Source organism: Verrucosispora sp. CNZ293, assembly GCF_002754655.1.
The window spans coordinates 32,739-53,045 of sequence record NZ_PEFR01000001.1 but is presented as its reverse complement, the minus strand read 5'-3'; the positions used below and the strand labels follow the sequence as shown (position 1 = coordinate 53,045).

Sequence of the window (20,307 nt, the reverse complement as noted above, 5' to 3'; positions counted from 1 at the left end):
GGCAGTGGCGAGTCACCTGTTCAGGCGATGACGCTCGGCTCCCGCCAGCGGGGCTGCCCCGCCCGGTCCAGGTCGTAGCGAACCGCCGCGATCCGCCCGACGGCCTCGACCAGGTCGGCGACGGGCAGGGTGAACGGCAACCGCAGAAAACGCTCAAGCGTGCCGTCCAGGCCGAAGCGCGGCCCGGGCGCCAGCCGTACGCCCACCTCCTCGGCGGCCCGCGCCAGCGCGCTGGAGATCGGGCCGTCCAGCTCGGCCCAGAGCGTCACCCCGCCACGCGGCATGGTGACCCGCCACTCGGGCAGCCGGGCGGCCAGCGCGCCGAGCAACGCGTCCCGCTGCACGGCCAACTGTGTCCGCCGGGCGGCCACGATTGCCGGCGCGACATCCAGCAGGTGCACCGCGACCAGTTGATCCAGCACCGGGCTGGACATGTCGACACCCACCCGCGCCGCGGCCAGCCGCTGCACCTGCGGCGCCGAGCTGCGGATCCAGCCGATCCGCAGCCCGCCCCAGAACGGCTTGCTCATGCCGCCGATGCTCACCACCCGGGAGTGCCTGTCGAAGCTGGCCGTCGGCGGCGGCAGGTCGGTCCCGTCCAGCGGCAGGTCCACGAACGACTCGTCGATGACGAGATCGGTGCCGACCGCGTGCGCGGTGGCCACCAGCCGCTCGCGCAGCTCCGCCGGCATCAGGTGCCCGGTCGGGTTCTGGAAGTCGGGGATCAGGTACCCGACCCGGGGGCGCACCTGCCGCAGGGTGCCCAGCAGCAGATCCGCGTCCCAGCCGTCGGCGTCGGCGGCCAGGCCGTGCGTGGTGATCCGGGCCCGGCGGGCGGCGAGCGCCGCGAGCGCGTTGGGGTAGCTCGGCGACTCGACAAGGACCCCGCCACCCGGGGCGAGGGCCAGCCGCAGCACCAGGTCCAGGGCGTGCTGCGTGCCGTTGGTGACCATGATCTGGTCGGGCGAGGTGGGTAGACCCCGCTCGGTGTACCGCTGGGCGATAGCCTCCCGCAGCTCGATGATCCCGATCGGGTGGTACCCGGCGCCGTTGAGGTAGCGGGGCAGGTCCTCCGCCGCCGCGCGGGCCGCCGGCAGCAGTTCAGGCGGGGCCGCCAGCGCGGCCACCCCGAGGTCGAGCATGTCCCGGTCGTCCAGCGGGATCCAGAGCCCGTTGGGCGCCACCCGGTGCGTCCCCGGCAGCATCGTCCAGCTTCCGGCGCCTCGGCGGCTGGCCAGGTGCCCGCTGTCGCGCAGCTCGCGGTACGCGGCCGTGACCGTGGTACGGCTGATCCGCAGCGCCTCGGCCAGGTCCCGTTCGGCCGGTAGACGCACGCCGAGAGGTAGCCGCCCATCGGCGAGCAGACCGCGTACCGCGCCGGCCAGTGCCGCGTAGTCGGGGCTGCGTCGCCGACCGGGCAGGGCGTGCCACTGCCCGAGTAGCCGGGCCAATTGGACCCCGCGCACCTGACTCACCATGGCCACTCTCCCAATATTGGCTCTATCGTGAGCGCAATTGGCACCTACAGTGGCATGCGTGGCAATGATTGGCAACCTCCGGCACCGGCCGGTCCGACGGCTGACGCACCTGTTCGTCGGGCTCGTCCTCTACGGCTTCAGCATGGCCCTGATGATCCGCTCCGGGCTCGGGCTGAACCCGTGGGACGTTTTCCACCAGGGGTTGTCCCGGCTCACCGGCCTGAGCATGGGCACCATGGTCATCGCGGTGGGCGCACTGGTGCTACTGGCCTGGATCCCACTGCGCCAACGCCCCGGCCTCGGCACCGTCGCCAACGTCGTGGTGATCGGCCTGGCGGTCGACGCGACCCTGGCCCTGCTGCCACCCGGGGGGCCACTTCCGCTGCGGATCGTCCTGCTGGTCGCCGGGATCGTCGGCAACGGCGCGGCCACCGCGCTCTACCTCGGTGCCCGACTCGGACCCGGCCCCCGGGACGGGCTGATGACCGGCCTGGTCGCCCGCCACCCCAACCGGTCGCTCCGCCTGATCCGCACCGTCATCGAGATCGGCGTGCTGGCGGTGGGAGCGGTGCTCGGCGGCACGGTCGGCATCGGCACCGTCGCCTACGCGCTGAGCATCGGGCCACTGGCCCAGCTGTTCCTGCCGCTGTTCGACGTCGCCGAACCCAACCCCCCGGCACCGGAACGGATCACGCCGGCCCCGGCCACCTGACGACCACCCAGCGCCACCGACTCATACCGGATCCGGTGCGCCCCGTCCAGCCGCATCGACTGTCGGCATTCATGACGCCACTCACTGTCGCAGTGCGACGATCGGTGTTTTCCTGAAGCCGGGTCGCCCGGCAGAATCTCCGCATGGGGGACAACGCCTGGCGTCGCACCGACGCATGGATCTTCGTATCGCTGGTGATCGCCAGCGGCGCCGGACGCCACCGACGGTCCACGACCACCCGCCGCCCCGAGGGGGTACGCCTCGCCGACGTGCTCTCCACGGCCGACCATCTCGACCAGAGCATTCCCGAGCGACACGACATCGAGGAAGCGATCCGCCGGTTGCTCGGCGCCGGGCTGGTCGACGTCTCCGACGGCTGGTTCCGGCTCACCCCCGACGGCGAGCACCTGTGGCGCTCCCGACCCAGCGCCGGGCTGGCCACCACCGTCGACACCGTGCAGGGCGTGCTCAGCCGGCGGCACGCGCCGGGCACCGCGGACTGGCACCTCGACGAGCAGGAGCACGCCGCCGCCGTTCAGGAGTACCTGGTCCGGTTCATCCCGATGCCCCGACGCTCCCCGGAGGGGCACTCCGGCCGCGGCTGAGCGCAGCGCCGTCGGCCACGCCCGCACCCCCACAGGCGGCAGCGCCCCGCCGGCCTCAGCGGACGGGGTGACCGGCGCCGCGCAGCACGTCCTTGACCTCCGCCACGGTCAGCTCCCCGAAGTGGAACACGCTGGCGGCGAGCACCGCGTCCGCGCCGGCACCGATCGCCGGCGGGAAGTGGGCCGCCGCACCCGCACCGCCGCTGGCCACCACCGGAACGTCGACGACCCGGCGCACCGCGCCGATGAGTTCGAGATCGAAGCCGGCCTTCGTGCCGTCGGCGTCCATCGAGTTGAGCAGGATCTCGCCGGCCCCCAGCTCGGCGCCGCGCCGCGCCCACTGCACGGCGTCCAGGCCGGTGCCGCGCCGGCCGCCGTGGGTGGTCACCTCGAAGCCGCTGGGGGTGGTGCCCACCGGCGCCCGCCGCACGTCGAGCGAGAGCACCAGCACCTGCCGGCCGAACCGCTCCGCGATCTCGGCGAGCAGCTCCGGCCGGGCGATCGCGGCCGTGTTCACCCCGATCTTGTCAGCGCCGGCGCGCAGCAGCGTGTCCACGTCCGCCACCGTCCGCACACCACCGCCGACGGTCAGCGGAATGAAGACCGACTCCGCGGTACGCCGGACCACGTCGAGCATCGTGCCCCGGTCACTGCTGGAGGCGGTGACGTCGAGGAAGGTCAACTCGTCGGCGCCCGCCCGGTCGTACGCGGCGGCCAGCTCGACGGGATCGCCCGCGTCCCGCAGGTCGACGAAGTTGACGCCCTTGACCACCCGTCCCGCGTCCACGTCGAGACAGGGGATCACCCGCACCGCCACCGTCATGTGCCGAGCCTATCGCCGCCGGTACGCCGCCTGCCGGCCCCACCGGGCCGACGGCGTGCGCCGCCGGTCACAGACGCACCAGCATCTTGCCGAGGTTCTCCCCCCGCAGCAGGCCGAGGAAGGCCGCCGGGGCGTTCTCCAGCCCGTCGACGATCGTCTCGTCGTAGGACAGCGTGCCCTCCCGCAGCCAGCCGGAGACCTCCCGGACGAACTGATCCCGCAGGTGGTTGTGATCGCTGACCAGGAAACCGCGCAGGGTCAGCCGCTTGCCGATGAGCTGCGCCAGGTTGCGCGGCGCGGCCGGCGCCTCGGTGTCGTTGTAGTGCGCGATCATGCCGCAGATCGCCGCCCGACCGTGCAGGTTCATCGACGAGATCGCGGCTTCCAGGTGCTCGCCGCCGACGTTGTCGAAGTAGACGTCGACGCCGTCCGGGGCGGCGGCCCGCAGGCTGTCACGTACCGGGCCGTCGTGGTAGTCGAACGCGGCGTCGAAGCCGAGCGCCAGCAGTCGCTCGACCTTCGCCGCCGACCCGGCGCTGCCGACCACCCGGCCCGCACCGCGCAGCCGCGCGATCTGGCCGACCATGCTGCCGACCGCGCCGGCCGCGCCGGAGACGAAGACCGTCTCGCCCTCGCGCATCGCGGCCACCTCCAGCAGCCCGGCGTACGCGGTCAACCCGGTCATGCCGAGCACACCGAGGTACGCGGTCACCGGCGCGAGACCCGGCTCGACCTTCCGGGCGGCCTTCGCCTCGACGAGCGCGTAGTCCCGCCAGCCGAGGCCGTGCAGCACGACGTCGCCCGGGGCGAACCCGTCGACCTCGCCGCCGACCACCTCGCCGACCGCCCCGCCGTCCAACGGTGCGTCCAGGGCGAACGGCGGCACGTAGGACCGCACGTCGTTCATCCGCCCACGCATGTACGGGTCCACCGACATGTACTGGTTGCGCACCAGCAGCTGCCCCGGGCCCGGCGTGGGCACCTCGGCGGTGACGAGCCGGAAATTGTCCTCGGTGGGCCAGCCCCGCGGGCGCGAGGCCAGCTGGATCTCACGATTGGTGGGCACGGGAGTGTCCTTCCTCTGCCGTCGGGACGATGACGCGGCCGGGCCGGAGCCGGATCACGGGTTGGCGAGGACCGCCAGCGCCTCGGCCACGGTGAACGCCTCCGCGTAGAGCGCCTTGCCGGCGATGACCCCCTCCACGCCCACCGACTCCAGGGCGGCCAGCGCCCGCAGGTCGTCCAGGGTGGAGACTCCACCGGACGCGATCACCGGAGCGTCGGTACGGGCGCACACCTCGCGCAGCAGGTCCAGGTTCGGTCCCCGCATGGTGCCGTCCTTGGTGATGTCGGTGACCACGTACCGCGAGGCGCCCGCCTTGTCGAGCCGCTCCAGCACCTCGTACAGGTCGCCGCCATCGCGGGTCCAGCCCCGGGCCGCCAGGGTCCGACCGCGCACGTCCAGCCCGATCGCGACCCGGTCGCCGTACTCCGCGCAGATCCGGTCGCACCACTGCGGATCCTCGAGCGCGGCGGTGCCGATGTTCACCCGCTCGGCGCCGGTGGCCAACGCCGCGCGCAGCGAGGCGTCGTCCCGGATACCGCCGGACAGTTCCACCCGTACGTCGAGGCGGCGGACCACCTCGGCGAGCAGTTCGGCGTTGCTGCCCCGACCGAACGCGGCATCGAGATCGACCAGGTGGAGCCACTCGGCACCGTCCCGCTGCCACGCCAGCGCGGCCTCCAGCGGGTCGCCGTAGGCGGTCTCGCTGCCGGCGGCGCCCTGCACGAGGCGGACGGCCTGGCCGTCGACGACATCCACGGCGGGCAACAGGGTGAGGCTCATGTGACTTGTCCCTCTCGCATGGTCAACGACGGTCCAGGGCGATCACCACGATCACCGGCAGGACGAGCAGCAACAGCAGGATCAGCCCGACGCGCAACGCCAGGTCGGGCACGAGCACCCAGATGAGGGTGATCGCGGCCAGGGTGAGCGCCACGATGGCGGCCCGCTCGCCCCGGGAGTATCGGGGCAGTCGGCCCGTCCGGCCCCGGCGCACCGTCGGCACCACCCGGCGGACCAGCGCCCGACGCCGTGCCCGACGGGCGGTGGCGCGCTCGCGCAGCACCCGCTGCCGGGCCGCCTCGGCCTCGCGGGCCGCCCGACGCTGGGCCCGTTCCCTGCTCACCATCGCTCCCTACGGGGGTCACCCATCGGCTCAGCCACCGGCGGGCACCGTGGCCAGCCAGTTGCGCAGCAACGCGGCGCCGGTGTCGGCGGACTTCTCGGGGTGGAACTGGGCGGCCGACAAGGCGCCCCGCTCCACCGCCGCGACGAAGTCACAGTCATGGTGGGCGGTGGTCACCCGCGCCCCGGAGGCGGTGAGCGCGGCGGCGTCGCCGACACCGTACGAGTGGACGAAGTAGAACCGGCTGTCGGCAGGCAGCCCGGCGAAGAGCGTCGAGCCGACAGGTGCCTGCACGGTGTTCCAGCCCATGTGCGGCAGCCGGGCGGCGGCGAGCCGGGTGACCGTGCCGGGCAGCAGGCCCAGCCCCTTGGTGACCACCCCGTGCTCGTCGCCGGACTCGAAGAGGATCTGCATGCCCACGCAGATGCCCAGCACCGGACGGCCCGCAGCGACCCGCCCGGCGATCACCGGACCCGCGCCGATCGCCTCGATGCCGGCCACGCAGGCGGCGAAGGCCCCGACTCCGGGAACCACCAGACCGTCGGCGTCGGCGGCGGCGGCGAGATCACCGGTGACCAGCACGTCGGCTCCGGCCGCGGCCAGCGCCCGCTCGGCGGAGCGCAGGTTGCCGGAGCCGTAGTCGAGCACGACCACGCGTCGCCGCCCACCGGGCCGGGCCCCGCCGCCGGCACGGCCGGTCATGACCCGTCTCCCGGCAGCAGCCAGAGCACGCCCGCGACGGTGGCCAGCACGGCCAGCAACGCGGTGACGACCACCGCGCTCCGGGGCGCCCCCTGCCGGTGCAGCGACAGCGCCCCACCGACGAGCACGCCGGCCAGGATCAGCAGCAGGGTGGGCAGGATGCCGCTCATCGGCGACACCTCCGTCGCGCCGCACCCGGGCCTGTCACAACGCCCCCTTGGTGCTGGGAATCGCCCCGCCGGCCGTCGGGTCCACGGCGGTGGCCTCGCGCAGCGCCCGGGACACCGCCTTGAACTGCGCCTCGACCACATGGTGGGCGTCCGGATGGCCACCAGGCCGGGCCGCCCGCAGCACGTCCACGTGCAGGGTGATCCGGGCCGCCTGACCGAAGGACTCCCAGATGTGCCGGGTCATGCTTGTCGGGTACACCGGGCCGATGTACGGCGCCAGGGGCGGTTCGTCGTGCACCACGTACGGCCGGCCGGAGAGGTCGACGGCCGCCCGGACCAGCACCTCGTCCATCGGCACGGTGGCCGAACCGTACCGGCGGATGCCCGCCTTGTCGCCCAGCGCCTGGTCGAACGCGGCACCGAGGGCCAGCGCGGTGTCCTCCATCGTGTGGTGCGCGTCGATCTCCAGGTCACCGACGGTACGCACGGTCAGGTCGAAACCACCGTGCCGGGCGATCTGGTGCAGCATGTGGTCGTAGAAACCGACCCCGGTGCTGATCTCGGCCACTCCGGTGCCGTCCAGGTCGACCTCGACCAGGACCTTGGTCTCCTTGGTGATCCGCTCCACCCGGGCGGTCCGGCTCATGATTTGCCTTTCGTCGGTCGCGGCTGCGGGGCGATGGAGCCCTCGCGTCGAGTGCTGTCCAGGGCGGCGAGGAAGGCGTCGGTCTCGGCGCGGGTGCCCGCGGTGACCCGAAGCCAGCCGGGCAGGCCCACGTCGCGTACCAGCACACCGTGCGCCAGCAGCGACCGCCAGGCGACCGCCTGGTCGCCACCCACCTCGTACAACACGAAATTCGCGTCGCTGTCGGCGACCCGCAGGCCACGGCGGCGCAGCTCGGTGACGATGCGGTCGCGCTGTTCGGCGATCTCGGCGACCGTGCCGAGCAGGGCGTCGCGATGCGCCAGCGCGGCCCGCGCGGCGGCCTGGGTGAGCGCGGAGAGGTGGTACGGCAGCCGGACCAGCTGCACCGCCGCCACCACCGCCGGATCGGCCGCCAGGTAGCCCAGCCGGCCACCGGCGAACCCGAACGCCTTGCTCATCGTCCGGGTCACCACCAGCCGTGGGTGTCCGGGCAGCACCGCCACGGCGCTCACCGTGCCCGGGCGGGCGAACTCCGCGTACGCCTCGTCGACCACCACCATGCCGGGTGCCACGTCGAGCACCGCGGCGATCACCGCCGGGTCGAGCGCGGTGCCCGTGGGATTGTTCGGCGAGCAGAGGAAGACCACGTCCGGCCGATGCTCGCGGACCTGCGCGACCGCCTCGTCGGCGGTCAGCGCGAAGTCGGCCCCCCGCCGGGCCGGTACCCACCGGGTGCCGGTGCCGAGCGCCAGCAGCGGGTGCATCGAGTACGCCGGAGTGAACCCGAGCGCGCTGCGTCCCGGCCCGGCGAACGCCTGGAGCAGCTGCTGCTGGACCTCGTTGGAACCGTTGGCCGCCCACACCCCGTCGGCGGTGAGCCCGTGGCCGAGATACCCGGCCAGGTCGGCCCGCAACGCCACCGCGTCCCGGTCGGGGTAGCGGTTGAGGTCGCGCAGCTCCGCGGTGAGAGCCTTGCCGATCGCCTCGGCCACCGCCTCCGGCAGCGGGTGGGAGTTCTCGTTCGTGTTCAACCGCACCGGCACGTCCAGCTGCGGCGCGCCGTACGGCGACAGCCCTCGCAGCTCGTCACGGATCGGCAGGTCGGCCAGCCCGATCATGGGGTGGCCCCGAACCGGGCGGTGACCGCCTGGCCGTGCGCCGGCAGGTCCTCCACGTTCGCCAGCGTCACCACGTGGCCGGCGACCTCCCGCAGCGCCTGCTCGGTGTACTCCACCACGTGCACGCCGCGCAGGAACGACTGCACCGACAGCCCGGACGAGTGCCGGGCGCACCCACCGGTGGGCAGCACGTGGTTGGAGCCGGCGCAGTAGTCGCCGAGCGACACCGGCGAGTACGCGCCCACGAAGACCGCTCCGGCGTTGCGTACCCGCATCGCCCACTGACGGGCGTCCACCGTCTGGATCTCCAGGTGCTCCGCCGCGTACGCGTCGACCACCCGCAGCCCCGCCGCCAGGTCGTCGACAAGCACCACACCGCTCTGCTCGCCGCCCAACGCGGTGCCGACCCGCTCGGCGTGCTTGGTGGCCGGCACCAGTCGGGCCAGCTCCCGGTCCACCGCGTCGGCCAGCGCGACCGACGGGGTGACAAGCACGCTTGCCGCGAGGGGGTCGTGCTCGGCCTGGCTGATCAGGTCGGCGGCGACGTGCACCGGGTCGGCGGTGTCGTCGGCCAGGATCGCGATCTCGGTCGGGCCGGCCTCCGCGTCGATGCCGACCACCCCGCGCAGCAGCCGCTTCGCGGCGGTGACCCAGATGTTGCCCGGGCCGGTGATCACGTCCACCGGGGCGCAGTGCCCGCTGCCGGCGGCGTCGACGGCGCAGCCGTACGCCAGCATCGCCACCGCCTGGGCACCGCCGACGGCGTACACCTCGTCGACACCGAGCAACGCGCAGGCGGCGAGCACCCGGGCATCGGGCAGACCGCCGTTGTCCTTCTGCGGCGGGCTGGCCACCACCAGCGACCGGACGCCTGCCGCCTGGGCGGGCACCACGTTCATCACCACCGTCGACGGGTACATCGCCAGCCCACCGGGAACGTAGAGGCCGACCCGGTCGACCGGGATCCACCGCTCGGTGACCGTGCCGCCCGGCACCACCTGGGTGGTGTGGTCGACCCGTCGTTGATCGGCGTGCACCCGCCGGGCCCGGGCGATCGACTCCAGCAACGCCGCCCGGACCTGGCCGTCCAGCGTGCCTTCCGCCGCCGCGATGGCCGCCGCGGGCACCCGCAGCGTCTCCGGGGCGACCCCGTCGAACCGTTCACTGGCCTCGCGGACCGCCGGATATCCATGCTCGCGCACCGCCGCGACGATCGGGCGGATGCGCTCGACCGCCACCGAGACGTCGAGCTGGGCGCGAGGCAGCAGGTGGCGCGGGTCACGCGCGCCACCGCGCAGGTCGATCCGGTTCAACACGCCTGCGAGTCTAGGCGGCCGTCCGCCGGGCCGACCGGCGCCGCCCGTTGTCCGGGACGGTGAGCCGGGACACGCCCGCGCCCGCCGATCGGGCTACGCTTGATCACGTGACCGCACGGCTGCCGGTGTTCCCGCTCGCCACGGTGCTCTTCCCGGGGCTGGTACTGCCGCTGCACATCTTCGAGGAGCGGTACCGGGCGCTGGTCCGGCACCTGATGGCGCTGCCCGAGGGCGCACCGCGCGAGTTCGGGGTGGTGGCCATCCGCAGCGGCTGGGAGGTCGCCGCCGGTGCCGACGTGTCAGGTGCGGCGGAGGTCACCTTGCACGAGGTCGGCTGCACGGCCGAGCTGCGGCAGGTCACCGAGTTGGAGGACGGTGGCTACGACATCGTCACCGTGGGGCGGCGACGGTTCCGGGTGGGTGACGTCGACCGCGACTCCGCGCCGTACCTGACCGCCGAGGTGCAGTGGCTGCCCGAGCCGGACGGCCCGGACGAGACCGCCGACCTGTTGGCCGCCCGGGTGATCGCCGTCTTCCGGCAGTACCTGGGCCTGATCCGGGCCGAGGCCGGTCAGCTGACCGAGCAGTTACCCGAGGACCCGACGGTGCTGTCCCATCTCGTCGCCGCGACCGCGGCGTTGACGGTGGCCGACCGTCAGCGACTGCTCGCCATCGACAGCACGGCGGCCCGACTCCGCGCCGAGCTGCACCTGCTCAACCGCGAGGCGGCTCTGCTGCGCCAGGTGCGGGCGGTTCCGGTGCCGCTGGCGGAGCTGGCGACTCCCCCGCCGACCCCGAACTGACGTCTCCCGCCGCCGGGGAGGGCGGCGGCTGCGGCCCGGGCCCGGCCCCGTCCAGCTTCGGAGCCGCTGGCGGCTGCGCGGCGAGCCAGGCCAGGTCCGGCTCCGGCTCCGGCCGCAGCGACGGCCACCGCGACCAGCCGGCCAGCAGGGTGTACGTCACCGCGGCGGCGAACGCCGGCAGCAGCACGTTGCCGTAGGGCACCGGCAGCACGTCGAGGTACAGCTCGATCCCGCCGGCCCGCAGGTCGGCCGGCTTGCTGAAGCGGGTGCCGTCGGGTGCGGTCTCCAGCAGTCGCTGGTAGCCGGCCAGGCCGACCCGACGCCCCACCTGCCAGGCGACAAGCGCCGCGGCGAGCCCACCGGCCGCGGCGACGACCAGCCCGACCGGTCCCCGGTGGCGACGCAGCAGGAACCACACGGCGAGCGCGCCGAGCACCCCGAACGCCAGCCCGAGCAGGCTGAACCACCCGTCGGCGGCGATCGGCTGCTCCGGCTGCGCCTGGCCGTAGACCGCGCCGTCGGCGCTCTTGACGACCGGCGTGTCCGGCGCGATCGCCGCCCAGAGCCACCCCAGCGGCGCCCCCAGCAGGCCCATCACCAGCACCGTCGCCACCCCGAACGCCGCTGTTCGGCCACGCCTTCCCGGCTGCCCGGCGGCCTCGGTGGAGGACGCCTCGGCCACGGTCGCCGGCGTGCTTGTCGACTCGGCTGCCGGCCCGGCGGGCTCGGTGGACGACGCGGCGGGCTCGGTGGACGGCCCGGCGGGCTCGGTGGACGGCCCGGCGGGCTCGGTGGCCTGCGTCGTCGGGTCGGTCGGGAGGGCCGCCGGGGGCCGTGCGGGCGGTTCGGCGGCGGGGGTGGTCGGGCTCACCTGATGATCCTCGCAGCTACCCGCATCGGTCGTACACCGTGTCGCGGTGCCAGGTGGCCGCGGGCCACCTGGCACCCGATCACACCGCGGCACCTCGCCGAGGGCGACACCGTCCGACACCGGCAGCAGACGGCCGGTGTCCCGGATGCGGTCAGCGGCCGAACGGCTCCAGCATCGTCGAGGCCGCCCGCAGCCAGGCCTGCCGCGTGTCGCCCTGGAGCTGGTGGTACTCGATCGACGATCCGGTCTCCAGGGCCGGGTCGTACGGCACCACGGTCACCGCCCGGGTCCGGGTGGCGAAGTGCTTCTCCAGATCGCTCTGCAACGGCAACCGACCGGGGGTCGGGCAGGAGATCAGAGTGACGGCGTTGTCGGCCAGCTCACCCATCCCCTCCTCGTGCAGCAGGTCGAGCATCCAGTCCGCGCTGAACGCGGCGTCCTCGCGCGGCACCGTGGTGACCACCAGTTGGTCGGCGGCCTGCATGACGGTGCGCCAGTTCGGGCTCTCCACGTTGTTGCCGGTGTCCACGCAGATCACGTCGTGGGTGCGGCGCAGCAGTTCCAGCACCCGTTTGACGGTGAACTGGTCCAGTCGTTGGGCGAACCGGGGGCTCTCCTCACCGGCGAGCACGTCGTACGACCCGTCGGAGGCGTGCCGCAGGTAGTCGTCCAGGATCTCCAACAGCTCGGCGCCCTCCCGGATCTCGATCTGGACGAGATCGGCCACCAGGTGCCGGATCGTGCGGGCGTGCCGGGCGCTGCCGGCGCGCAGCCCGAGCGTGCCGCGCAACTCGTTGTCGTCCCAGGCCAGCACACCCCGGCCGCGTACGCTGCCGACGGTGGCCGCGGCCAGCACGGTGGCGGTCGTCTTGTGCACGCCGCCCTTGGGGTTGGCGAAGGCGATCACCCGGGGGGTGCCCAGATCGCGCCGGAGCGCCGCGGCGGCCCGTTCGAGATCGCTGCCGGCGCTCTGCGCCCGCCACTCGATGCGCCCGGGGCGGCCGGCCACGGCCGGCGGCGCCACAGCCGGTGGCGGCACCGGAGGCACCACAGCCGGCAACGGTGCCGGCGACGCCGGAGCCGGTGGGGCCACGGCCGGCGGCGCGACCGCCGCGGCGGGTGGCTGGTAGCCGCCGTTGTCCAGCAGGGCGTACCGGGACTCCAGCGGTGGCGCGGCGTGCCGGTAGCCGTTGTCCAACAGGGTGTACCGGGACTCGACCGGCTCCGGCCGGCGCGGCTCCGGTACCGCCGGGTACGGCGGCGGCCCCGGCTGTCCCCGGTACGGCTGGGCGGGGCGCGCCGGGTCGACCCGGTACGCGGGTTCGGCCCGGTAGGCGGGCTCCTCGCCGTACGGCCGGTCCGCCGGCTGCCCGACGGCTGGCACCCGCCCCGCGTAGCCGGTGCCGGGCCCCCGTCGCGGCAACGGCTCGGGTGACGGTGGCCCTGGCGGCGGCTCCTCGGCCCGCCGCTCGGTGGCGGGCGGCTCCGCGTTGCGACCGCCGAGGCGGGCTCGGTCGAGCAGCGCCCGCCACCGCGGTGCCGGTTCGGCGGGTCGTCCCCAACCGGTCTCGCTGCCCTCCACGGATCGCCTCCCCAGCGCTACGGTCTCCGTCTGACAGGCTACGAACGAAAGCCTATTGAGGCCACACCGGGCGGCAACCGGATGTGTCGACAACCGTCACGGTGTCGGCTCTGGATCATCCTCGTCGACCATGTCCGCCGAGGTGGACGGCGTCCAGGTCGACGTCGAGAGGGCGGGCGACGGCGGTGCCGGTGACGGTGACGAATCCGTCACCTGCGGCACTGGCGAGCGGTCCGCCACGGTCGGTGCCGGCGTGGGCGGGCTGGCGGTGGCAGCGGCGGTGGCGGTGGCGGTCGGGCTCACGGTCGGGTCCGGTGTGGCCGTCCGATCCACCGGCGGCCGGACCACGTCCCGCTGCTCGGGCAGCGGTGGGGTGAACACCGTCCGCTCCAACCGCCGGACCTCCGGAGCCGGATCCACCACCCGCACCCCGGACCGGGCCGCCACGCCACGTAGCTTTGTCGGTTCGGCGCGCACCACGAGCGCGTACAGACAGGCGCACTCGGAGCGGTACGCGGCCGCCTCCGCCGCCGCGACCCGGGCGCCGCTGAGATACAGCTCGCGCAGTTCGCGTTCCTGTGGCCCACCGCCGCCCAACGCGGTGGCCCGGGCGCGGTAGTCGGCGGCCTCCCGCTCCTTACGGTCTGCGAGCTTGACCATCCCGGCCGTCACGTCCTCCGGTACCCGCTGGGCCGGAATGCGGACGATCTCGGTCTGCCGCTCCGGCAGCGGCACCCGGCCGAACACGACAGCGACTCCCACGTCGCCGACCACCGCGGCGAGCCGGGCCGGGGTGAGGTACTCGTTGAGCGAGACCAGAGCGTACGTGCCGTCGCCGAGCGACCGGCCGGCCAACGCGGCCAGGTCGGCGGCGGCAGCCGCTTCGTAACGGGGGATGGAGTCGCCCTCGACCACGCCCACCCGGGTCACCTCACCGACCGTGCGATCCGGCACGGGTGGGCCACCGGTGGCGAGCACCGCCGTGGCCAGCACCGTGGCGCACGACAGCATCGCCACCCAGCCGAGCAGCGGAGTACGGCTCGGACCGTGGCCCAGCCGGGTCACCGTGGCCGCGAGGCGGGGCAGCAGTCGCTGGTCCAACTTCCGCAGCAGATCGCCGGCGCGCACGGGCGGTCCCCTCGTCGGTCGGTCGGAACGGGCGGGACGCGTCAGTCGCGGAGGATGTCCAACGCGCGTCCCAGATCGTCAGGGTAGTCGCTGACGAAGCGGACCTCGTCCCCCGTACGGGGGTGCTCGAAGCTCAACTCTCTGGCGTGCAACCACTGCCGATCCAGCTTGAGCCGCGCGGCGAGTGTCGGATCGGCGCCGTACGTGAGGTCACCCACGCACGGATGCCGCAGCGTCGAGAAGTGCACCCGGATCTGGTGGGTCCGGCCGGTCTCCAGCCGGACGTCGACAAGGCTCGCGGACGGGAACGCCTCGATGGTGTCGTAGTGGGTGATGCTCGGTTTGCCGCCGGAGACCACGGCCCAGCGGTAGTCGTGGTGCGGGTGCCTGTCGATCGGGGCGTCGATGGTGCCGCGCAACGGGTCCAGGTGCCCCTGCACCACCGCGTGGTAGCGCTTCTCCACCTCCCGGTACTTGAAGGCCCGCTTCAGCACGCTGTACGCCTGCTCGCTCTTGGCCACCACCATGACGCCTGTGGTGCCGACGTCGAGCCGGTGCACGACGCCCTGCCGCTCGGCGGCACCGCTGGTGGCGATCGTGTGCCCGATCGCGGCGAGCCCACCGATCACCGTCGGACCGGTCCACCCCGGGCTGGGATGCGCGGCCACGCCGACCGGCTTGTCGATCACCACGATGTCGTCGTCGGCGTACACCACGCGCAGGCCGGGCACCGCCTGGGGCACCACCACAGGTGCCGTGGCCGGCGCGGGCAACGTCACCTCCAGCCAGGAACCCGCCCGCACCTTGTGCGAGTTGGGTCGTACCGCGCCGTCCACAAGCGCCTCGCCGGCGTCGACGAGCGCGGCGGCGGTGGTACGGGAGAGGCCGAACAGTCGGGCCACGGCCTGGTCCAGCCGCATCCCGTCGAGTCCGTCGGGTACCGGCAGACTGCGTTGGTCGCCGCCGGCGGCGAAGGTGGCTGTCATGCCCGCTCCCGCTGTCCGCCGTCGCTGTCGGTGGAGCTCTGTCCGCCTGCGTCGACTGTCCGCCGGTCGGCGGGGTCGCCGCCCACCGCTGCGTCGTCCCGATCAGCGTCACTCCGCCGGTTCTCGGCCAGCGCCCGGGTACCGTCGCGTTGGCGGCCGGTGAACTCCAACCCGACGGCGAGCAGCACGCCGCAGACCAGGGCGCTGTCGGCGACGTTGAAGATCGGGAAGACCCGACCGTACGGGTCGAAGACGCTGAACATGTCGACCACGTGCCCGACGAACCAGCCCGGTGCCCGGAAGATCCGGTCGATCAGGTTGCCGACCACGCCGCCGACCACCAGGCCCAGCGAGATCGCCCACGGAACCGAGCGCAGGGTCCGTGCCATCCAGGCGATCCAGCCCAGCACCCCGATCGCGATGATCGGAAAGATGAAGGTGTAGTCCTTGCCGAGACTCCACGCGGCCCCGCTGTTGCGGGTCAGCGACAGGTAGAGAGCCCCACCCAGCAGCCGTACCGGCTCGCGATCACTCAGTTGCTGGAGCGACAGGTGCTTGGTCAACAGGTCGACGGCCAGCGCGAACACCGCGAGCGAGAGGAGGATCGTGACGGACCGGCGCCGCGATCTCGTGGCGGTGCCTGACCCGGTGGTGCCGGATCCAGCGGGCGGTGCTGCGCTCATCTGCTCCCCATCGACAATCGCGGCGGTGCCGTCGCACCGCCGCGCGCGGACGCCGGGGAGCGTGCCGTCAGCGCCGCTCCTCCAGCTGCTTGCAGGTCACGCAGAGGGTGGCGGACGGGAAGGCGGCCAGCCGCTCCACCGGGATGGGGTTGCCGCACCGCTCGCACCAGCCGTAGCCACCCTCGTCGAGACGCTCCAGGGCGCGCTCGACCTGCGTGATCCGTTCCAGGATGCTGTTGGCGAGGGAGATCTCCTGCTCCCGCTCGAACGTCTTGGTGCCGGTGTCGGCCTGGTCGTCCCCGGCCGAGTCGGTGAGGCGGTCGCGCTGCAGCTCGGTGATCTCGCTCAGCGTCTGATCGTACTCGGCTCGCAGTTCCTCGTGCCGCGCCGCCAGCGCGGCTCGGATCTTCTCGGTCTCCGCGGCGCTGCGGGTGGACTTCACCGCAGGCTTGCGGCCGGCGGTCCTGGTCTCGGCTGGCTTGGCCATCGTCGCTCCCTCGGCCACGGAGCCGCGGTGAGTCCGCGACACCTCGACAGGGGCAGCCAGCATCGACCGCCCCAGGTACAAAACGGGCGCGCGGCGACGGGGCCGCGCACTCCGGAGGTTGGCAAGGATACGGAACGTAAAGGCGTCCGACAACGTGCCGCACCGAAACGCCCGCTCCACCCCGGTTACTGCCATTTCGGGGCAAAGGGAACGCTAGCAGATCACCGCCACTCAGCCGGCCCGTTCCGCGCCGTCCCGTAGCCGGCTCAGCCGGCCGGCCAGATCCGGCCCGGACGGGGTGACCAGAAAGAGCTTGTCTCTGCTCGCCGCGCCGGTACGCAGCGACACGGCGGCCGGCCGGACGCCCAGCGCGGCGGCCAACGCGCGACGGGCAGCCTCGGTGGCCCGACCGTCAGCCGCCGGCGGATGCACCGCGATGACCAGAGCGGGCCCGTGCGGGCCGTCGAACCGGCCACCCACGCGCGCCCGGGAGGCCCCCGGTTTCACCCGCACGGCGACGGTGAGCGCATCGTCCATCGAACCGACTCAGCGGCGTCCGGATTCCGACAGCAGCACGGTGTCCGGCGTGCAGTGCGCGCAGGGGGTGAAGCCGAGTTCGACCGCCTCCGACACGGGTAGCGGCTCATGCTCCCGGCCGACCAGATGCGGGCACTCGTCGAGGTGGTAGCGCGGCCGACCATCGACGACCCGCACCTCGTCCGCGAGGCGGGCCACCCGGGCCGCCTGCTCGACGGTGATCTCCTCGGCTCCGGGCTCGTCGTCGTACCCGTCGGCGAAGCCGGGCCGCTCACGCGCCTCGGACACCGGCGAACCGGGTGGTTGCCGCCACCCGGAATCACCGGTGTCCACGTCTGCCGAGGTCTGCTGAGTCGGAATGCCCGACTCACGCCGGTCGCTGTCGCGACCAGTCTGGGTGCCGCTGGCAGCCGAAGCGCGGCCGGCCGCCTGGCGGGCACCGGCGACAAGTGCCACGGCGGCCAGCAGGCTGGCCCCGATCGAGACGACGAGCAGCGGGCTGGAGCCACCGGCCAGGCCGAAGACCAGCAGCACCACCGCGACGAGGATGAGCGCGAGACTGATGACTATCATGGCTCACCCTCGCCGTGTCGTACCGATGAGGCAGGGCGGGTGATCGCCGCGCTGGCGGCAGTCACCGACCCGGTTCAGCGACCGGCCTCAAGCGCGCCGGAGCGGCCCCCGCCGTAGGACCCGGCGAGACCCGCCGCGGCGAGCCCGTTGCCGGCGGCCCGGGCACCCTCGCCCCGGGTCATCTCGGCCTCCAGGCCCTGGCCACGGCCGTCGAGGTCACGCAGCTGGCTCTCCAGGTACGCCTTGAGCCGGGTGCGGTACTCCCGCTCGAACTGCTTGAGCTCCTCGATGTGCTTCTGCAACGCGGTGCGCTTGGCGTCCAGGCCGCCCATGGCCTCCTGGTGCCGCTGCCGGGCGTCGCGCTCCAGCGCGTCGGCCTTGGCGCGGGCCTCGCGGGTGACCTCCTCGGCCTTGGAACGGGCCTCGGAGAGCAGCTGGTCGGCCTCGCGGCGAGCGTCGGAGACGTGGTCGTCGGCGGTGCGCTGGGCCATCATGAGCACGCGCAGCGCCTGCTGCTCGCCGTCCGGGCCGGCCGCGGCGCCACCGACACCGACGGAGCGGACCTGCTCCAGCTCGGCCTGCATGGCGCGGGCGGCCTGCTCGGCGGCGGCCTTGTCGCGCTGCACCCGGTCGAGCTGGGCCTTGACGTCGTTCAGCTCGGCCGCCAGGCGGGCGTCGCCGCCGGGGCCGGCGGGGGCACCGCCCCGCCCACCGCGCTCCACCTGGGCGCGCAGCTCGTTGTTCTCCTCGATAAGACGGGCGAGTTCGCGCTCGACCTCGTCCAGGAAGGCGTCGACCTCCTCCTCGTCGTAGCCCCGCTTGCCGATCGGCGGCTTCTTGAAGGCGACGTTGTGGACGTCGGCCGGGGTCAGCGGCATCGAAACTCCTCGGGTCAGTTGCGGCCGCGATAGCGCGTCGGTCATCAGGCGGTCCTGATGATCGCCGGCTCTAACACAAACCTCATCAGCACGAACAGGATAACCAGGAGCACAAGGGAGGCCAGGTCGATGCTCACGGTACCAATTCGCAGCGGAGGGATCACACGCCTCAACGCCCGGAGCGGGGGATCAGTGACGCTCCACACGGATTCCAGTCCGGCTGACGCTCCCCGACCGGGCTGCCAGCGCCGGCCGTACTGCAACACCGCGCTCAGCACGAAACGGGCCAAAAGAACGATCAGGAAGATGTACGTGGCCAGGTAGAGAACCTGTAACAAGATCGACAACACGGCAGGCGACGTCCCTCAGGTCGGGCGGGTCAACTCAGGCTGAAGAACCCGCCCTCAGCGATCTTGGCCTTGTCCTCCGCGGTGACCTGGACATTGGCCGGTGAGAGCAGGAACACCCGGTTGGTCACGCGCTCGATCGTACCGCGCAGCCCGAAGGCCAGCCCGGCGGCGAAGTCCACCAGACGGCGGGCATCCGCCTCATCCATCTCGGTGAGGTTGATGATCACCGGCACCCCGTCGCGGAAGTGCTCGCCGATCGTGCGCGCCTCCCGGTAGGTGGTCGGGTGCAGCGTGGTGATCTGGTAGCGCTGCTCCTCCTCCGGCACCAACTGGCGCTCGCGCGGCTGCGCCTGCGGCGCCAGGGCGAGGTTGTCCCGGGTGTGGTACGTCAGCGCGCCGGACGACTCGCCGGTGGACCGGGTGATCGACCGGACGCTGGACCGCTCGGCCCGCTCCGGACGCTCGGAGCGCTCGGACTCCAGCCGCTCGGCCTCGCCCAGCCGGCCCGGACGCTCACTCAGGCGCCCACGCTCACCCAGCCGTGGCCGGGGAGCCGGCGGCTCCTCCGCCTCGTCCTCCTCGTCGGCGAACTCCTCGGCGTACCGGCTCTGCCGGTAACGCGACTCCCGGTAGCCACCCTTGTCGTAGCCACCGTCGTCGTAGGCCCGCTCGTCGTCCTCTTCGACAAGTCCGAGCCAGACCCCCGCCTTGCGCAGTGCACCCATCCCCGCGCCCTTCCCGTCCGCCGTGCGGCACACGCCCCCGCCGTGTCGCCTGTCGCGAGTGGACCATCCCTGCCCACCGGACTGGAACGGCAATCCCTCGACGCGCAATTCGCGTTGCACGTCACGCCCCCCGGTCGCCGGGAAGACCGTTCCCACAAACAACACTGATGTAATTTGCTTCCCTCGCGGCCAGGCTACCGCAGCGTGGGACGCATTCCGAGCAACGCACTGCCGACGCGGACATGTGTCGCGCCGTGACCGATCGCCGTCTCCAGGTCGCCGCTCATCCCGGCGGACAAATCCGTGGCCTGCGGATGGTCCGCCCGCACCAGCGCCGCGACAGTGGCCAGCCGGGCGAACGCGCGCTCCGGCTCCCAGCCCAGCGGTGCCACCGCCATCAGACCGGCCAGTCGCAGCCCAGCGGCGGCGGCGACCGCCTCGGTGACCGGGCCGAGGCCCACATCCGGGTCGGCCGAGTCCGGCACCGCGCCGCCCCGCGCCGTATCACCGTCGATGCTGACCTGCACCAACACGTCCAACGGCCGGTCCCGGCCGATGGACGTGACGCCCGCGTCCAGGGCGGACGCCAACCTGACGCTGTCGACGGACTGGACCACGTCCGCGTACCGCAGCACCGACCTGACCTTGTTGCGTTGCAACCGGCCGACGAAGTGCCAGCGCGGGGTGACTCCGGCGGCGGCTACCTGCACCGCCTTGGCCGCCGCCTCCTGGTCGCGGTTCTCCCCCACGTCTGTCACCCCGAGGGCGACCAGCGTCACCACGTCTGCCGCCGGGTAGGTCTTGGTGACGGCGATCATGGTCACCTCGGTCCGGTCCCGGCCCGCGGCGGCGCAGGCATCGGCGATGCGGGAGCGTACGCGGGCGAGCCCGGCGGCGATCTCCGCGCGCCGGTCGGCTTCCGCCGGGGTTTGGCTGTCGGTCATC

The 20,307-nt window shown here is 73.3% G+C and carries 25 protein-coding genes; 3 read left to right on the top strand and 22 right to left on the bottom strand.

Going from position 1 to position 20,307, the window contains the following annotated elements:
- Positions 1 to 20 precede the first annotated feature (20 nt).
- Positions 21 to 1,478: a MocR-like transcription factor YczR gene (gene yczR, locus CLT74_RS00260; protein ID WP_099844740.1), complete on the bottom strand. Its 1,458-nt coding sequence runs from the start codon at positions 1,476 to 1,478 to the stop codon at positions 21 to 23.
- A gap of 58 nt (positions 1,479 to 1,536) precedes the next feature.
- Between yczR and yczE the strand changes: the two genes are divergently transcribed.
- Both yczE and CLT74_RS00250 read left to right on the top strand, forming a co-directional pair.
- A complete protein-coding gene (gene yczE, locus CLT74_RS00255) occupies positions 1,537 to 2,190 on the top strand; it encodes a membrane protein YczE (protein ID WP_099844739.1) in 654 nt (217 codons plus the stop codon).
- 143 nt (positions 2,191 to 2,333) lie between these two features.
- Positions 2,334 to 2,795, top strand: coding sequence for a hypothetical protein (locus CLT74_RS00250; RefSeq protein WP_099844738.1), 462 nt, complete (start codon positions 2,334 to 2,336; stop codon positions 2,793 to 2,795).
- Between the two features lie 55 nt (positions 2,796 to 2,850).
- On the opposite strand, the gene hisF is transcribed toward CLT74_RS00250, so the two are convergent.
- The 9 genes from hisF to hisD all read right to left on the bottom strand — a co-directional run bounded on the left by hisF (position 2,851) and on the right by hisD (position 9,759).
- Positions 2,851 to 3,618: an imidazole glycerol phosphate synthase subunit HisF gene (gene hisF, locus CLT74_RS00245; protein WP_099844737.1), complete on the bottom strand. Its 768-nt coding sequence runs from the start codon at positions 3,616 to 3,618 to the stop codon at positions 2,851 to 2,853.
- Between the two features lie 67 nt (positions 3,619 to 3,685).
- Positions 3,686 to 4,684: an MDR family NADP-dependent oxidoreductase gene (locus tag CLT74_RS00240; RefSeq protein WP_099844736.1), complete on the bottom strand. Its 999-nt coding sequence runs from the start codon at positions 4,682 to 4,684 to the stop codon at positions 3,686 to 3,688.
- A gap of 54 nt (positions 4,685 to 4,738) precedes the next feature.
- Positions 4,739 to 5,464 carry a bifunctional 1-(5-phosphoribosyl)-5-((5-phosphoribosylamino)methylideneamino)imidazole-4-carboxamide isomerase/phosphoribosylanthranilate isomerase PriA gene (gene priA, locus CLT74_RS00235; protein WP_099844735.1) on the bottom strand — a complete coding sequence of 242 codons (726 nt, stop codon included), beginning with the start codon at positions 5,462 to 5,464 and terminating at the stop codon, positions 4,739 to 4,741.
- 22 nt (positions 5,465 to 5,486) lie between these two features.
- Positions 5,487 to 5,807 carry a hypothetical protein gene (locus tag CLT74_RS00230; RefSeq protein WP_099851021.1) on the bottom strand — a complete coding sequence of 107 codons (321 nt, stop codon included), beginning with the start codon at positions 5,805 to 5,807 and terminating at the stop codon, positions 5,487 to 5,489.
- Positions 5,808 to 5,837: 30 nt separating this feature from the next.
- Positions 5,838 to 6,509: an imidazole glycerol phosphate synthase subunit HisH gene (hisH, locus tag CLT74_RS00225; RefSeq protein WP_099844734.1), complete on the bottom strand. Its 672-nt coding sequence runs from the start codon at positions 6,507 to 6,509 to the stop codon at positions 5,838 to 5,840.
- Positions 6,506 to 6,679, bottom strand: a complete 174-nt coding sequence (locus CLT74_RS30580) for a hypothetical protein (RefSeq protein WP_199172024.1) — start codon at positions 6,677 to 6,679, stop codon at positions 6,506 to 6,508. Before CLT74_RS30580 ends, hisH begins: the two co-directional genes overlap by 4 nt.
- A gap of 34 nt (positions 6,680 to 6,713) precedes the next feature.
- Positions 6,714 to 7,325 (bottom strand): imidazoleglycerol-phosphate dehydratase HisB, encoded by a 612-nt coding sequence (hisB, locus tag CLT74_RS00220; protein WP_099844733.1) that lies wholly within the window; start codon positions 7,323 to 7,325, stop codon positions 6,714 to 6,716.
- On the bottom strand, positions 7,322 to 8,443 hold the full coding sequence (locus CLT74_RS00215; RefSeq protein WP_099844732.1) for a histidinol-phosphate transaminase: 1,122 nt from the start codon (positions 8,441 to 8,443) through the stop codon (positions 7,322 to 7,324). Before CLT74_RS00215 ends, hisB begins: the two co-directional genes overlap by 4 nt.
- The gene (hisD, locus tag CLT74_RS00210) at positions 8,440 to 9,759 is read right to left on the bottom strand and encodes a histidinol dehydrogenase (protein ID WP_099844731.1); all 1,320 of its coding nucleotides are present in this window, start codon (positions 9,757 to 9,759) and stop codon (positions 8,440 to 8,442) included. Before hisD ends, CLT74_RS00215 begins: the two co-directional genes overlap by 4 nt.
- 107 nt (positions 9,760 to 9,866) lie before the next feature.
- Here hisD and CLT74_RS00205 point away from each other — a divergent pair, with 107 nt between their 5' ends.
- Positions 9,867 to 10,562 carry an LON peptidase substrate-binding domain-containing protein gene (locus CLT74_RS00205; RefSeq protein ID WP_099844730.1) on the top strand — a complete coding sequence of 232 codons (696 nt, stop codon included), beginning with the start codon at positions 9,867 to 9,869 and terminating at the stop codon, positions 10,560 to 10,562.
- On the opposite strand, the gene CLT74_RS00200 is transcribed toward CLT74_RS00205, so the two are convergent.
- The 12 genes from CLT74_RS00200 to CLT74_RS00140 form a co-directional block, all read right to left on the bottom strand.
- Entirely contained in the window at positions 10,474 to 11,433 is a 960-nt protein-coding gene (locus tag CLT74_RS00200) for a DUF2567 domain-containing protein (RefSeq protein ID WP_486581851.1), read from the bottom strand. The two genes, CLT74_RS00205 and CLT74_RS00200, sit on opposite strands and share 89 nt — an antisense overlap.
- A gap of 151 nt (positions 11,434 to 11,584) precedes the next feature.
- On the bottom strand, positions 11,585 to 13,015 hold the full coding sequence (locus CLT74_RS00190; protein WP_099844728.1) for an AAA family ATPase: 1,431 nt from the start codon (positions 13,013 to 13,015) through the stop codon (positions 11,585 to 11,587).
- 96 nt (positions 13,016 to 13,111) lie between these two features.
- On the bottom strand, positions 13,112 to 14,143 hold the full coding sequence (locus tag CLT74_RS00185) for a hypothetical protein (protein WP_199172022.1): 1,032 nt from the start codon (positions 14,141 to 14,143) through the stop codon (positions 13,112 to 13,114).
- A gap of 41 nt (positions 14,144 to 14,184) precedes the next feature.
- A complete protein-coding gene (locus CLT74_RS00180) occupies positions 14,185 to 15,129 on the bottom strand; it encodes an RluA family pseudouridine synthase (RefSeq protein WP_099844727.1) in 945 nt (314 codons plus the stop codon).
- Positions 15,126 to 15,812 carry a signal peptidase II gene (gene lspA, locus CLT74_RS00175; RefSeq protein WP_099844726.1) on the bottom strand — a complete coding sequence of 229 codons (687 nt, stop codon included), beginning with the start codon at positions 15,810 to 15,812 and terminating at the stop codon, positions 15,126 to 15,128. Before lspA ends, CLT74_RS00180 begins: the two co-directional genes overlap by 4 nt.
- A gap of 67 nt (positions 15,813 to 15,879) precedes the next feature.
- The gene (locus tag CLT74_RS00170) at positions 15,880 to 16,299 is read right to left on the bottom strand and encodes a TraR/DksA family transcriptional regulator (RefSeq protein ID WP_099844725.1); all 420 of its coding nucleotides are present in this window, start codon (positions 16,297 to 16,299) and stop codon (positions 15,880 to 15,882) included.
- 231 nt (positions 16,300 to 16,530) lie between these two features.
- Positions 16,531 to 16,836 (bottom strand): DUF167 domain-containing protein, encoded by a 306-nt coding sequence (locus CLT74_RS00165; protein ID WP_099844724.1) that lies wholly within the window; start codon positions 16,834 to 16,836, stop codon positions 16,531 to 16,533.
- Between the two features lie 9 nt (positions 16,837 to 16,845).
- Entirely contained in the window at positions 16,846 to 17,409 is a 564-nt protein-coding gene (locus CLT74_RS00160; RefSeq protein WP_099844723.1) for a hypothetical protein, read from the bottom strand.
- A gap of 74 nt (positions 17,410 to 17,483) precedes the next feature.
- Positions 17,484 to 18,287 carry a DivIVA domain-containing protein gene (locus CLT74_RS00155; protein WP_099844722.1) on the bottom strand — a complete coding sequence of 268 codons (804 nt, stop codon included), beginning with the start codon at positions 18,285 to 18,287 and terminating at the stop codon, positions 17,484 to 17,486.
- Positions 18,288 to 18,331: 44 nt separating this feature from the next.
- Positions 18,332 to 18,637, bottom strand: a complete 306-nt coding sequence (locus CLT74_RS00150; RefSeq protein WP_099844721.1) for a YggT family protein — start codon at positions 18,635 to 18,637, stop codon at positions 18,332 to 18,334.
- A gap of 29 nt (positions 18,638 to 18,666) precedes the next feature.
- On the bottom strand, positions 18,667 to 19,362 hold the full coding sequence (locus CLT74_RS00145; RefSeq protein ID WP_099844720.1) for a cell division protein SepF: 696 nt from the start codon (positions 19,360 to 19,362) through the stop codon (positions 18,667 to 18,669).
- A gap of 194 nt (positions 19,363 to 19,556) precedes the next feature.
- A complete protein-coding gene (locus CLT74_RS00140) occupies positions 19,557 to 20,306 on the bottom strand; it encodes a YggS family pyridoxal phosphate-dependent enzyme (protein ID WP_099844719.1) in 750 nt (249 codons plus the stop codon).
- Position 20,307: the final 1 nt, after the last annotated feature.